Annotated in this window: 12 protein-coding genes; 7 read left to right on the forward strand and 5 right to left on the reverse strand. The window is 59.4% G+C overall.

Annotation, left to right across the window (positions count from 1 at the left end):
* Nucleotides 1-2 precede the first annotated feature (2 nt).
* The gene (locus ACW81B_RS01490; RefSeq protein WP_491578425.1) at nt 3-1,997 is read left to right on the forward strand and encodes a hydantoinase/oxoprolinase family protein; all 1,995 of its coding nucleotides are present in this window, start codon (nt 3-5) and stop codon (nt 1,995-1,997) included.
* 146 nt (nt 1,998-2,143) lie between these two features.
* Here ACW81B_RS01490 and ACW81B_RS01495 read toward each other — a convergent pair whose 3' ends face one another.
* Nucleotides 2,144-3,352: an EAL and HDOD domain-containing protein gene (locus ACW81B_RS01495; protein ID WP_491578426.1), complete on the reverse strand. Its 1,209-nt coding sequence runs from the start codon at nt 3,350-3,352 to the stop codon at nt 2,144-2,146.
* A gap of 149 nt (nt 3,353-3,501) precedes the next feature.
* Between ACW81B_RS01495 and ACW81B_RS01500 the strand changes: the two genes are divergently transcribed.
* A complete protein-coding gene (locus ACW81B_RS01500; RefSeq protein ID WP_491578427.1) occupies nt 3,502-4,707 on the forward strand; it encodes a DesA family fatty acid desaturase in 1,206 nt (401 codons plus the stop codon).
* 67 nt (nt 4,708-4,774) lie between these two features.
* Here ACW81B_RS01500 and rpmG read toward each other — a convergent pair whose 3' ends face one another.
* From rpmG to radC, 3 genes are all read right to left on the reverse strand, one after another.
* Nucleotides 4,775-4,930 carry a 50S ribosomal protein L33 gene (rpmG, locus tag ACW81B_RS01505; protein ID WP_491578428.1) on the reverse strand — a complete coding sequence of 52 codons (156 nt, stop codon included), beginning with the start codon at nt 4,928-4,930 and terminating at the stop codon, nt 4,775-4,777.
* A 12-nt stretch (nt 4,931-4,942) separates the two neighbouring features.
* Nucleotides 4,943-5,179 carry a 50S ribosomal protein L28 gene (gene rpmB, locus ACW81B_RS01510; RefSeq protein ID WP_491578429.1) on the reverse strand — a complete coding sequence of 79 codons (237 nt, stop codon included), beginning with the start codon at nt 5,177-5,179 and terminating at the stop codon, nt 4,943-4,945.
* A gap of 196 nt (nt 5,180-5,375) precedes the next feature.
* Nucleotides 5,376-6,050 (reverse strand): RadC family protein, encoded by a 675-nt coding sequence (gene radC, locus ACW81B_RS01515; protein WP_491578430.1) that lies wholly within the window; start codon nt 6,048-6,050, stop codon nt 5,376-5,378.
* Nucleotides 6,051-6,200: 150 nt separating this feature from the next.
* Between radC and coaBC the strand changes: the two genes are divergently transcribed.
* The 4 genes from coaBC to argB are packed head-to-tail and all read left to right on the forward strand — an operon-like array spanning nt 6,201 to nt 11,350.
* Entirely contained in the window at nt 6,201-7,430 is a 1,230-nt protein-coding gene (gene coaBC, locus ACW81B_RS01520) for a bifunctional phosphopantothenoylcysteine decarboxylase/phosphopantothenate--cysteine ligase CoaBC (RefSeq protein WP_491578431.1), read from the forward strand.
* Nucleotides 7,411-7,866, forward strand: a complete 456-nt coding sequence (gene dut / locus ACW81B_RS01525; protein ID WP_491578432.1) for a dUTP diphosphatase — start codon at nt 7,411-7,413, stop codon at nt 7,864-7,866. Before coaBC ends, dut begins: the two co-directional genes overlap by 20 nt.
* Before the next feature lie 35 nt (nt 7,867-7,901).
* Nucleotides 7,902-10,451, forward strand: a complete 2,550-nt coding sequence (locus ACW81B_RS01530; RefSeq protein ID WP_491578433.1) for a phosphomannomutase/phosphoglucomutase — start codon at nt 7,902-7,904, stop codon at nt 10,449-10,451.
* A gap of 5 nt (nt 10,452-10,456) precedes the next feature.
* Nucleotides 10,457-11,350, forward strand: coding sequence for an acetylglutamate kinase (argB, locus tag ACW81B_RS01535; protein ID WP_491578434.1), 894 nt, complete (start codon nt 10,457-10,459; stop codon nt 11,348-11,350).
* Nucleotides 11,351-11,355: 5 nt separating this feature from the next.
* On the opposite strand, the gene ACW81B_RS01540 is transcribed toward argB, so the two are convergent.
* Nucleotides 11,356-12,021, reverse strand: coding sequence for a DUF4124 domain-containing protein (locus ACW81B_RS01540; RefSeq protein WP_491578435.1), 666 nt, complete (start codon nt 12,019-12,021; stop codon nt 11,356-11,358).
* 33 nt (nt 12,022-12,054) lie between these two features.
* Here ACW81B_RS01540 and ACW81B_RS01545 point away from each other — a divergent pair, with 33 nt between their 5' ends.
* Complete coding sequence (locus ACW81B_RS01545; RefSeq protein WP_491578436.1) at nt 12,055-12,810, forward strand: sulfite exporter TauE/SafE family protein; 756 nt, start codon at nt 12,055-12,057, stop codon at nt 12,808-12,810.
* Nucleotides 12,811-12,966: the final 156 nt, after the last annotated feature.

Raw genomic sequence — 12,966 nt, forward strand, 5'->3', positions numbered from 1 at the left:
CCATGCTGCTGCTGGGCGTTGATACGGGCGGTACCTTTACGGACTTTGTCTGTTTTGATGGTGTGCGTATTCGCACCCACAAGCTACTGTCGACACCCGAGGCGCCGGAACGCGCCATCCTGCAGGGCATCCGGGCACTGGGGCTGGAAGGCAAGGTTTTCCACCTCGTGCACGGTTCTACCGTGGCCACCAATGCCGCACTCGAAGGCAAGGGTGTGCGCACCGTGTACATCACCAACCATGGGCTTGCCGACACACTGACCATCGGTCGGCAAGCCCGTGATTCACTCTACCAGTTACAGCCGCAGCCACTGCCTCCACCGGTACCGGCAGGGTTATGTCTTGAAGCCGGCGGCCGACTGGGTGCGGACCGCAGTGTGGTGGAGCCGCTCGATGAGCGCGAGTGCGCTGCGCTGGCAAGGCAGGTTGCTGCCTTGCAGCCACAGGCCGTGGCCATTAATTTGCTGTTCTCCTGGCTGGATGACCGCTTTGAACGGATGCTTCGCCGCGCCCTGCCGGACAGCCTGTTTGTTTCCTGTTCCTCCGAGGTATTGCCGGAGATACGCGAATACGAACGGGGCATGGCAACCTGGCTGAATGCCTGGCTGGGGCCGAAGGTGCAGGGTTATCTGCAGCGCCTGCAGCAGGCCGTGGAACCGGCGCCGGTGCATGTCATGCAGAGCTCGGGGCTGACGATTGGTGCTGATCGCGCTGCGCAGCGGGCAGTAAACCTGCTGTTGTCAGGCCCGGCCGGCGGCCTGATGGGGGCGCGGCATGTGGCGGCAAGGCATGGTATTACACGCTTGCTGACCTTTGATATGGGCGGCACGTCCACGGACGTGGCGCTCATCGATGGCCGCATCAACCTGACCTCGCAAGGTCGTATCGGCCGTTACCCGGTGGCCGTGCCGATGGTGGACATGCACACCATCGGTGCCGGTGGCGGCTCCATTGCCCGGGTGGACGAGGGCGGTATGCTGGCAGTCGGGCCGGAATCGGCCGGTGCTGACCCCGGGCCGGCCTGTTATGGCCGGGGTGGCCGCCGGGCGACGGTAACCGATGCCAACCTGGTGCTCGGACGTTTACGGCCGCAGGCGTTTCTGGGCGGCGATATGTCGCTTGACGTGGACGCTGCGCAGCAGGTGATCTCGGCACTGGCAAAGGACATGGACGTTTCGCCGCAACAGGCGGCGCGAGGTGTCATCGAGCTGGCCAACGAACATATGGCGCAGGCGTTACGGGTAATTTCCGTCCAGCGCGGCATAGACCCGTCCGGGTTTACGCTGACTGCCTTTGGTGGAGCCGGTGGTTTGCACGTCTGCGCGCTGGCCGATGCCCTGGGGATGCAACAGGCCATGGTGCCGGCAGCCGCCGGGGTGTTATCGGCACTGGGTATGCTGGTGGCGCCACGCGGCCGGCAACTGTCGCATACACTGCGTGGCCTGCTGGATGGGCAGGAAGAGGTGATTTTGCAGTCGGCCTTCCAGCGGTTGGCGGACCAGGGCCTTGCGGAGTTGCTGGAGGAAGGTGTGCAGCGCGAAACGGTCAATTGCGCGCGCAGCCTTGATCTGCGCTATGCCGGGCAGAGTTTTTCACTCAATATCCCTTTCGAATCGGTGGCTGACGCGGCCGAGTCTTTCCACCAGGCGCACCGGCAGCGATTCGGCCACCGGCTCGATGCCCCGCTCGAGCTGGTCAATATCCGCGTGGCGCTGTCCGCTGCCGGCGAACAACTGGTGTGCCTGGAAGAGGCACCGGAAGGAAACGGTAGTCCGCTCGAACTCGCTGAGCTTTCAGGGTTTTCTCATCCTGTTCCGGTCTGGCGCCGCGCTGGGCTGGGTAACGGGCCGGTCTATGAGGGGCCGCTGCTGGTGGTGGATGACGAGGCTACCCTGCTGGTTGAGCCGCAGTGGACACTCCGCAAGGCGGCAGATGGCAGTTTACTGCTGACAAAAAAATCCGCAGAACCTTGCGGTTCTGCGGAAAGGACGGGATAGGAAGACAAAGCTCGAGGGTACGGAACACAAACACTGAGCAGTTAGTGCTTGTGTCCTGAACCGGTCACTAGTCCAACCGCGATCCAGACTACGCAGTGTGCCGCTGGCCGTCCTTGATCCAGATCAAGAAAAGCTGTGCCAGCCGTTCAATCGCCGATCAGTGCCTGGCAGACATCATTGGCCCACTGCACGGCTGACAGGTAGGCGTCGCGAATTTCCGTGGCGCCCAGGTGATCGCAGTGAATATCTTCCCAGTCGCCGCGTTCGTAAGCCAGTATGCAGGACAGGGTTTTGCCATGGCTGCCACTGTGATGCAGCAACGCCTCGGTAATGTAGTCGGCGAGCGGCAACTGGGTGAGGATCTCTTCCATGCTGTTGTCCATCAGCGCGTCCAGTGCGGAAAACAGTCCAACGGTAAAATAGACATCGGGGTCCGGTTCCTTGCGCGCACGCGCCATGTTCTCCGCCATCCTGGCGCGAATCATGGCGATGACCACCAGTTCCATCGGTTTGTCATCAATCTGTGACATGGCCAGCAAGGTGGTCCAGGTACGGATTGTCTTCAGGCCCAGGATGACCACAGCCTGCTGGACAGATTCGATCTTGCGCGACAGGGCGATGGCGGCCGAGTTGACATAGCGCAGAATTTTGTAGCTGAAGGCAACATCCCGGGCAATCAGGCTTTCCAGCTCGTCCGGTGTGATATCAGGGTCCTGCAGCCGGCTCATCAGCTTGAGTATGGACAGCCGGTTGTTGGGCAGGCGCTGTCCCTTGATGATTTTCGGTTGTGCAAAGAAGTAACCCTGGAAATAGTCGAAGCCCAGCTGCATGCAGAAATCGTATTCCTCGCGGGTTTCTACCTTCTCGGCCAGCAGCTGCAGTGGGTGTTTGCGCAGCTGTGCGACGTGATCGCGGATTTCATCCTGGTTGAGCGCCATGATGTCGATCTTGATGATATGGGCCAGTTCCACCAGCGGCTGCAGTGACGCGTGATAGATGAAGTCATCCAGCGCGATACGGTACCCCTGCTGGCGTAATCGTGTGACACCGGCCACCACCTCGTCGTCGGCCTCGATGTCTTCAAGCAGTTCCAGTACGACCCGGTCTCTGGGCAGCGAGATAGCTGTTTCATCGACAAAAAAAGCGCGTGTCAGGTTGATGAAAGCGAGCTTGTCGCTGACGATATTATCCAGCCCGATTTCCATGAAAGTGTTGACGATGACATCGGTGGTCGCCTTGTCGCCATCGGTAATATTGGCGGCGTTGTGCTGTGCCGAGCGAAACAGCAGCTCGTAGGCGTAGACGTCCTGACGGCGGTCGTAAATGGGTTGCCGGCCTATAAAGATGTCGCTCATAGTCTGGTGTCGGTTCCCTGACGAGGTAAAAAGTGTAGCAGATTCCGTTCGTTAAACATTAATCAAGCTGTCGGCCGATACGGCCGAAACTGTTGGCAGGGCCAGCTGTGTTAAACTGCCAGCTGCCAATATATGTTCTAGAGGTTTAAATGGCTACATTGTTCTCCGGCTTCTCCTGGTATGCCGGCCTGGTAGATCTCCCCTGGTGGGGCTACCTTTTGACCGGGTTCGTGCTGACCCACATCACCATTGTCAGCGTTACTGTTTTTCTTCACCGTCACCAGGCGCACCGCGCGCTGGATCTGCATCCTGCCATCAGCCATTTTTTCCGTTTCTGGCTGTGGCTGACAACAGGTACCGTGACCCGCGAGTGGGTGGCCGTGCATCGCAAGCATCACGCGAAGTGCGAAACGCCCGATGATCCGCACAGCCCCCGGACACGCGGTATCCGCACCGTGTTATGGCGCGGCGCGGAGCTGTACCGTGTTGAGGCGGACAAGGCAGACACGCTTTCGAAATATGGCCATGCCACACCGGATGACTGGCTGGAGCGCAACCTGTATGGCCGTTTCACGATACTCGGTATTGCCATCATGCTGGTGATCGACTATGCCCTGTTCGGATTCTTCGGTGTTGCGTTGTGGGCCGTGCAGATGTTGTGGATTCCTTTCTGGGCAGCGGGTGTGATCAACGGTATCGGTCATTGGTGGGGGTATCGCAACTACGAGACGCCGGATGCATCACGCAACATTTCCTGGCTGGGTTTTATGGTCGGTGGCGAGGAGTTGCATAACAATCACCACGCGTTTGCCAGTTCAGCGCGCTTCTCGATGCGTCGCTGGGAATTTGATCTGGGCTGGGGCTACATCCGCGTGATGCAGGCACTGGGCCTGGCACGGGTCAGGAAGCTGGCGCCCAGGCCGCGGATTCTTGCCGGCAAGGAGAGTGTTGACCTGGATACCGTGAAAGCCGTGGTTATTGCCCGTTTCCACGTGATGTCGGACTATGCCCGGCAGGTGTTGTGGCCGCTGCTGCGGCAGGCATGCCGCAACGGTGAGTGCCGTTGGGGTCTGCGCAGCACGCGCCGTTTGCTGGTGCGTGACCCGGATACCATGGATGCGCAAAGCCTTGGTCTGCTGGAAGGCGTGCTGAGTCGTTTTGGAGACCTGCGGGTTGCCTACCAGTACCGGCAGCAGCTCCAGCAGGTGTGGAATCGCTCCGCGGCCAGTCATGAGGCGTTGCTCAAGGCTTTGCAGGACTGGTGTCAGCAGGCCGAAGAGACTGGCGTCAGGGCCCTGCAGGAGTTTGCGCAGCGCCTGAAAGGCTACAGTCTGCAGCCAGCCGTCGCGCTCTGAGGGTTTGAATGCAGGCACAAAAAAGCCCGGCATTGCCGGGCTTTTTTGTGCAATGACCAGGGACGAATTACTTGTTCTTCGCTTCCTTGTAGGTCACGTGCTTGCGTACTACAGGGTCGTATTTCTTCAGCTCCAGCTTGTCGGGCATGGTGCGTTTGTTCTTGGTGGTGGTGTAGTAGTGGCCGGTGCCGGCGCTGGATACCAGTTTGATCTTGTCACGCATGGTTGATTCCCCTTAAACCTTTTCGCCGCGGGCGCGGATGTCGGCCAGCACGGTGTCGATGCCGAGCTTGTCGATAATACGCATACCCTTGGAAGACACGCGCAGTTTCACCCAGCGGTTTTCGTTCTCTACCCAGAAACGGTGAGAGTGCAGGTTCGGCAGGAACCGGCGGCGGGTTTTGTTATGCGCATGGGAAACATTGTTACCCGAAACCGGGCGCTTCCCGGTGACCTGACAAACTTTGGACATTGCTCTATTCCTCAAGATTCTTGCACGACCCGCCCGGGGGCGAGCAACGAGAACCGCGCTTTATACCAGAGTGGTTACCGGCAGACAAGGTTTTTGCACACACAGGCGCTCTCCGGGAACGCGCGTGAACCTGCCGGGAAATTGCTTAAGGCTATGAAAATTATAGATTAATTTATTTTTACGGCATGGTGGCATGTTACATCCATCCGCGTTCTGCAAATGATACGGCCACCCGGTCGCCGACCACGATGTGATCCAGCACCCGGATATCGACCAGCGCCATGACCTCGCGCAGGCGTTCGGTGATGCGCCGGTCAGCCTGACTGGGTTCGGCAACGCCGGACGGGTGGTTGTGGGCAAGTATCAGTGCCGCGGCATTGTGTTGCATGGCACGCCGCAGGACTTCGCGTGGGTGAACGCTGGCGCCGTCGATGGTGCCACGGAACAGTTCTTCGCAGGCTATGACCCGGTGCCGGGTGTCGAGGAACAGACAGGCAAAGACTTCGTAAGGGTATTCGCGTAATCTGGCTGTCAGATAACGTCGCGTTTCATCCGGGTTTTGCAAGGCGTCCTGGCGTGACAGGGTTTCGCCGAGATGGCGGCGGGCCAGCTCCAGTACCGCCTGTAGCTGGGCGAATTTTGCATCGCCAAGTCCCCGCGTGCGGCAGAAACGTATGCGGTCTGCCTGGAACAGGCTGCGCAGGCCGCCATATTCGGACATCAGGTCACGCGCCAGATCGACGGCGCTGCGACCGGTGGTGCCGGTACGCAGGAAAATGGCCAGCAGCTCGGCATCGGAAAGCGACTGGGCGCCCTGTGACAGAAGTTTTTCACGCGGCCGTTCGGAAACCGGCCATTGCTGGATCGACATGGTCAACCTCCCTGTTCACCGTTGTCGTGGATGGTGTGCTGTGCGGGATTCTGGTCAGCCACAGCGGGTTTGTAAAGCCCGGGTATACAAGCGCTGCCTGCGCGACAACGGGCCTTTCTGCACGCCAGGCTTCTGGTACACTTGCCTTCTATGGATTTTCTTGCGAAAAAACAGATCCTTCTTGGTGTCAGCGGAGGTATCGCGGCATACAAGAGTGCCGACCTGGTGCGCCGGTTGCGTGCCGCTGGCGCCCGCGTCCGCGTGGTGATGACGCCGGCGGCGCGCGAATTTGTCGGTGTGCGAACCTTCCAGGCGCTCAGCGGTGAACCCGTGTGGTGTGACTGGCAGGACGACCACAGTGGTATGGACCATATTGATCTGGCGCGCTGGGCGGACCGCCTCCTGATTGCACCCGCCACCGCGGATAGCCTGGCAAAACTGGCGCACGGGCGGGCCGATGACCTGCTGTCGGCGGTCTGTGTTGCCAGCGAACAGCCGCTGGCGGTAGCACCGGCCATGAATCAGGCCATGTGGGGCAATGCGGCGACCCGGGACAATATTGAAACACTGCGTCGACGCGGGGTCGCGGTATGGGGGCCTGCCGAGGGTGAGCAGGCCTGTGGCGAAACCGGCCCGGGACGTATGCTGGAACCCGCAGAACTGGTGAACCGGCTGTCAGACAGCTTTTCCGGTGGTGCGCTGGCGGGTGTCCGCGTGGTGGTGACGGCCGGTCCGACCCGTGAGGCGATAGATCCGGTCCGTTATCTGAGTAACCGCAGTTCCGGGAAAATGGGTTACGCCGTGGCCGCGGCCGCGCGCGAAGCGGGCGCAGGCGTTGTGCTGATCAGTGGCCCAACGGTGCTTGATGCGCCGGCGGGTATTGATCTTGTTCGGGTGGAGAGTGCGGCAGAGATGCTGGAGGCTGTACAGGTGCAGCTGACAGCCGGTTGCGATCTTTTTATCGCTACCGCGGCTGTGGCGGATTATCGCCCCGAGGCCCCGGCAACGCGCAAGATCAAAAAGCAGGCGGATAGCCTGTCATTAACCCTGCAGCCCGTCACCGATATTCTCGCCACGGTAGCGAGTCATCAGCCCCGGCCATTTTGTGTGGGCTTTGCCGCGGAGACAGAAAACCTGCTGGCCTGTGCGCAGAAAAAGCGCCTGGCAAAGGGTGTGGAACTGATTGCCGCCAACCGGGTCGGTGCCGGGCTGGGTTTCGATACGGACGACAATGAACTGTTGCTGGTCTGGGAAGGTGGCAGCAAAACGCTTGAAAGAGCACCGAAGCCCCGGCTGGCCCGCCAGCTGGTAAAACAGATCGCCGCGCTGTACGCAGGCGGCGCAAAAACACAGGAACATCATGCAGCGCATTCAGCTTAAAATTCTCGATTCGCGCATCGGCGCGGAGTTTCCCTTGCCCGACTACGCCACCGACGGTTCCGCCGGTATGGACCTGCGCGCCTGTATCGACGCTGATCTGGTACTGGAGCCGGGTGCCACCGAACTGATCCCGACCGGTATGGCAATACACATCAGTGACCCCGGACTGGCGGCGGTGCTGTTGCCACGCTCCGGGCTTGGCCATAAACACGGTGTGGTATTGGGCAATCTGGTTGGTCTGATCGATTCGGACTACCAGGGGCAATTGTTCGTGTCCTGCTGGAACCGTGGCGATACCCCGTTTACTGTTCAGCCGGGTGAGCGGATCGCGCAAATGATATTCGTGCCGGTTGTGCGCGCAGCATTTGAAGTTGTTGAGGAATTTGTCGATAGTGAACGTGGGGCCGGGGGTTTTGGGCACACCGGTCGCGCCTGACAGATTTACAACGAAAGACCAATCAGGGATTGTTGATGAAATTACCGTTTCGATCGGGTAGGGGTAAGGACAAGCCGGTCAAGGCCGCTGCGGAGAAGGCATCTACCACAAAACCCCCTGCACGCCTGAGTCTGCGCAGCCAGATGCTGTTGTTGATGCTGGCGGGTGCGTTACTGGCGGCCCTTCCGCCGCTGGTGGTATACATGCAAACCGAATTCCAGCTGCGAAGTGCGGGACAGCGCCATGCCGGTCAGGTTGCAGGCTTGCTGGCGGGCGGGATCCGTCAATGGGTCGAGCAGCAGGCTGTGACGGCCGAGCGCGCGGTAAAGGTTCAGGAACTTGCGCGGCTCATGGAGCAGGGCGATGAAACGGCTCTGGCGACACAGGCCGAGCAGCTTGCCGGACTGTTCCCGACAGCTGTTCGGGTTCGTCTGCTGCTACCGGGTGTTGAGGAAGTCGATCTCGAAACCAGTCCGCCGATTGGTTATGCGGCGATTGAGATGCTCAAGTATGCCGAGACGCATGAAACGCCACCGCCCGTGGAAGTCCAGATGGCGGGCACACCACAACAGCATATCAATCTGGTGCGGCGTATTCTTGATCCCGGTGGTCGTCGCATCGTCGGCCATTTGATGGTGAGTTTCCCATTACAGCCCTTGCAGGCCATGTTGAAACAGATTGCCGTGAACGGCTACGTTGAGTTGCAGCAGATTGCTGGCGCAACACCGCTGGTGTTTACCCGCCAGGGATCATCGGCCTTGCGGCAGACCGATGTTTCACCGAGCCGATCAAAGGTAAGCGGCACGCGTTGGCAGATAGCCTACTGGCCTGCAGATGCTGCCGGCGGCAGCAGCACCTTGCTGGTAAGCGCTGCAGGAGTGGGGGTCGGCGCATCAGTGGTATTACTGTTACTGGTCTGGTTTGTATTTCGCCGCACCGCTGGTGCGTTGCGAAAGGATCAGGTTACTGCCCTGACCATCGTCAAGGATATGCGCGACGGGCGGGTCAGGTCGGACTATCCCTGTGCGCTGGAGGAATTCCACGATACCCTCGAATTGATGGTGCGTACGGCGAGTGCCGGTGTGCCGGTGGTGTCTGCCGCTGCGCAGGACAGGGAAGGAAAGGCAGGCAGCGACATTATCGATGAAATTGAAGGCGACCTGCTGTTCGATGAGGGATCACTTGAAGTTACCCAACTGGACGCTGATAACACCCGCGTCAGTGCAGAGATCTTCCGTGCCTATGATATTCGTGGGATTGCCGGCGAGACATTGACCACGGATACAGCCTACGAAATCGGGCGGGCAATCGGTAGCGAGGCATATTACCGGGGAGAGCAGACGATTGTGGTGGGGCGTGACGGGCGTCTGTCCGGCCCCGACCTGACGGCTGCATTGATCCGCGGGCTGGTTGCAACCGGTCGCGACGTGAAGGATATCGGGCAGGTTCCCACGCCGGTGCTTTACTTCGCTGCCCAATATCTGGGTAGCGGTTCCGGTGTCATGGTGACCGGCAGCCATAACCCGGCAGAGTACAACGGCTTCAAGATTGTACTGGGTGGCGAGACGCTGGCGAACGAGGCGATTCAGGGTTTGCATAAACGTATCGAAAGCAGCGACCTGCTGACAGGTGAAGGCAGTATCGAGGAAGTCAGCGTGTTGCCGGACTATATCGAACGGGTAAAGAGCGACGTACAGATTGTACGCCCGATGAAAGTCGTGGTGGATTGCGGTAACGGTGTAGCCGGTGTTGCTGCGCCGCGCCTGTTGCGGGAACTGGGTTGTGAGGTTGTGGAACTGTTTTGTGAAGTCGACGGTAATTTCCCCAATCACCATCCTGACCCCGGTAAAACCGGGAATCTTGCAGCACTTATCCAGGCGGTGCAGGAGCATGGTGCCGAAATCGGTATTGCTTTCGATGGCGACGGGGACCGTATTGGCGTGGTCAGTTCCAGCGGTGAGATTATCTGGCCCGATCGTTTGCTGATGTTGCTGGCCAGGGATGTGCTGGCACGTAATCCCGGTGCGCAGATTATCTATGATGTGAAATGCTCGCGACATGTTGCCACCATTGTTGCGGAGCACGGCGGTGAGCCGCTGATGTGGGCGACCGGGCATTCGCTGATCAAGGCCAAGATGAAAGAGACCGGCGCGTTGCTGGCCGGTGAAATGAGCGGGCATATTTTCTTCAAGGAGCGCTGGTTCGGTTTTGATGACGCGCTCTATTCTGCCGCACGTTTGCTGGAGATCCTGGCCAATGACGCGCGTATTTCCAGTGAGGTGTTCGCGGAATTGCCGGACAGCGTCAACACACCTGAACTGAACGTACCGATGGCGGAAGGCGAACCGCCGGTGTTCATGGAGAAGCTGCTCACCAGCGCCCACTTCGAGAATGCGCGTGTTGCCACCATCGACGGCATGCGGGTCGAGTTCGAGCGCGGCTGGGGGCTGGTGCGTGCGTCCAACACGACGCCCTGCCTGGTGCTGCGTTTTGAGGCGGACGACGAGCTGGCTCTCAGCGCCATACAGGATGAGTTCCGTCGTGTTATGTTACAGGTTGATCCCAACCTGTCATTGCCATTCTGAAAATTATGAGCCTGAGTTCTGATAAAGCGACTGAAATCGCCCACGTTCTGGGTGAGGCCCTGCCCTATATCCAGCGTTTCCGTGGCAAGACCGTGGTGGTCAAGTACGGCGGCAACGCCATGGTCGATGAAACCCTGAAGAGCGGTTTTGCGCGCGACATTGTGTTGATGCGGCTGGTGGGTATCAACCCGGTCGTGGTGCACGGTGGCGGTCCGCAGATTGGTCAGCTGCTGGACAAGCTGGGCAAGGAAAGCCGTTTTGTCGAAGGCATGCGGGTAACCGACAGCGAAACCATGGACGTGGTGGAGATGGTGCTGGGTGGCCTGGTGAACAAGGAAATCGTCAACCTGATGACCCGCCACGGTGGCCGGGCGGTTGGACTGACCGGCAAGGATGGTGACCTGATCCGCGCCCGCAAGCTCAAGATCACCCGCAACAGTCCGGAACTCGATGCACCGGAAATCATCGATATCGGACATGTGGGTGAAGTGGCCAGTGTGGACGCCGATGTGGTCGATATGCTGGTCAATGGCGGGTTTATCCCGGTTATTGCACCCATCGGTGTGGGCGAGGACGGTCGCTCATACAACATCAATGCCGACCTGGTGGCGGGCCGTATCGCTGAAGTGCTGGGTGCGGAAAAGCTGATTTTACTGACCAACACAACGGGGCTGCTGGACAAGCAGGGGAATCTGTTGACCGGGCTGAGTGCATCGGAGGTCGACGGGTTAATCGGGGATGGCACCATTCACGGTGGCATGCTGCCCAAGATCCAGTGCGCATTGTCGGCCGTCAAGTCCGGAGTACGTGCCGCGCATATTATCGACGGCCGGGTCGAGCATGCGGTGCTTGTTGAGCTGTTTACCGACGAGGGTGTCGGTACCCTCATCAAGCGCTGACGCGATTACTTTGCTGCAGTGTCGAGCGCCTGTTCCTGTTTGGCAGCCTGCAACTCTCTGAAGCGCTTGATGTCGACTTCAAACTTTTCCCGGATGGCCTGCTGTTCCAACCGGCGGTTTTCGATGTATTCGGTATTGTGCCTGATCTGGTTGCGCGATTCCCGGATCTGTTCCATCATGCTGTCGGGAACAGGCTTGCCCGCACGCTCCAGATTCGCGGCGCGTTTTTTCTGTGAGGACAACCGTTGACGTATCTTCTCGATACGGCCGTTGGTCACCCGGATAATAGCCTCGATGGCTTCGATCTTGCCATCGCGGGTCAGGATCATCTCGTCTTCGTTGGTGAAGGTATCCAGCAGAATACGATCCTTGCGGGCCTGTTCCTGGCGCTTGCGTTCCTGCTCGGCAGCCAGTTGCGCCAGGCGTTCCTGCTCGGCAATCTGTTCCGGTGTTTTCGCCGCCGCACGGGTTTGCACAACAACACCCTGGCTGTTCAGCGTCTGGACACTTTTTTTCGCATACTGCGGTGGAATGTGGTCGCCGTACTGTACCTGGCCATTTTCGTCGATCCACTTTTTCAGTTTGCCGGCCTGGACTGGTGTGAACGACAGCGCAATCATGGCGCACAGTCCAATGGCTGAGAACTGTTTGATGCGAGACAGCATTTTCATGTTTACCTTTCCAACTCTGCGAGTCACCGGCCAGTGGATCTGCTAGACCAGTTCGTGTTGTTTCTGATTTCCCTGCTGGCAAACCTGTTGTCGGCCTTTTCAGGCGGTGGCGCCGGTTTGATCCAGCTGCCGGCACTGATCTTTCTGGGTTTGCCATTCGTGGTCGCACTGGCGACCCACAAGGTGGCCAGTGTTGCCCTTGGTATCGGCGCAACGGTGCGCCACTTGAGGGAGGGCGGACTGGAAAAACGGCTTTCCCTTTTTATACTTGCGACCGGTTTGCCCGGCGTGGTGGTGGGCGCCAACCTGGTTGTGGGTATCCCCGGCCGGGTGGCCGAAGTGGCGCTGGGGTTCCTGACGGCGGGGCTGGGGCTGTACTCCTGGATGCGCCCGGGGCTTGGGCAGTCAGAAAGCATCCAGCACCGCGATCGCAGGGGCTTCCTCATCGGTGGAACCGGCCTGTTTGTGATTGGCGCACTGAATGGTTCCCTTACCTCGGGCACGGGCCTTTTCGTCACCCTGTGGCTGGTGCGCTGGTTCGGTTTTGAGTACAAGCGCGCGATTGCCTACACACTGGTGCTGGTGGGGGTGTTCTGGAACGGCGCAGGGGCACTGACGCTGGGACTGATCGCGGAAATCCGCTGGGAGTGGGTACCGGCCTTGCTGCTGGGGTCACTGCTGGGCGGCTATTTCGGTGCGCACCTGGCGATCCGGCAGGGTAATCGATGGGTGAAGCGGGCTTTTGAACTGGTGACATTGGTGATTGGGGTGAAGCTGATTATTGGTTAGTGTGGGTGGAAAGTGCGGACTGGCGGGTGTCTTTCAGGCTCAACGGTTTGCCCGCTGCGCGGGTTCCCTGTGCTTCTCGCGTAACGCGGCGTTCGCCCAAACTCGCGGTTTATGCTGCGCATAAACCACTCAAACAGGGCTCTCTTTTTCCGCGTT

This window comes from Thiogranum sp., from assembly GCF_058323355.1.

Bases quoted from the DNA above. Each gene is read 5' to 3' on its own strand.
- ACW81B_RS01490 (WP_491578425.1), top strand. From the start codon at position 3: ATGCTGCTGCTGGGCGTTGATACGGGCGGTACCTTTACGGACTTTGTC.
- ACW81B_RS01495 (WP_491578426.1), bottom strand. From the start codon at position 3,352: ATGAGCGACATCTTTATAGGCCGGCAACCCATTTACGACCGCCGTCAG.
- ACW81B_RS01500 (WP_491578427.1), top strand. From the start codon at position 3,502: ATGGCTACATTGTTCTCCGGCTTCTCCTGGTATGCCGGCCTGGTAGAT.
- rpmG (WP_491578428.1), bottom strand. From the start codon at position 4,930: ATGCGTGACAAGATCAAACTGGTATCCAGCGCCGGCACCGGCCACTAC.
- rpmB (WP_491578429.1), bottom strand. From the start codon at position 5,179: ATGTCCAAAGTTTGTCAGGTCACCGGGAAGCGCCCGGTTTCGGGTAAC.
- radC (WP_491578430.1), bottom strand. From the start codon at position 6,050: ATGTCGATCCAGCAATGGCCGGTTTCCGAACGGCCGCGTGAAAAACTT.
- coaBC (WP_491578431.1), top strand. From the start codon at position 6,201: ATGGATTTTCTTGCGAAAAAACAGATCCTTCTTGGTGTCAGCGGAGGT.
- dut (WP_491578432.1), top strand. From the start codon at position 7,411: ATGCAGCGCATTCAGCTTAAAATTCTCGATTCGCGCATCGGCGCGGAG.
- ACW81B_RS01530 (WP_491578433.1), top strand. From the start codon at position 7,902: ATGAAATTACCGTTTCGATCGGGTAGGGGTAAGGACAAGCCGGTCAAG.
- argB (WP_491578434.1), top strand. From the start codon at position 10,457: ATGAGCCTGAGTTCTGATAAAGCGACTGAAATCGCCCACGTTCTGGGT.
- ACW81B_RS01540 (WP_491578435.1), bottom strand. From the start codon at position 12,021: ATGAAAATGCTGTCTCGCATCAAACAGTTCTCAGCCATTGGACTGTGC.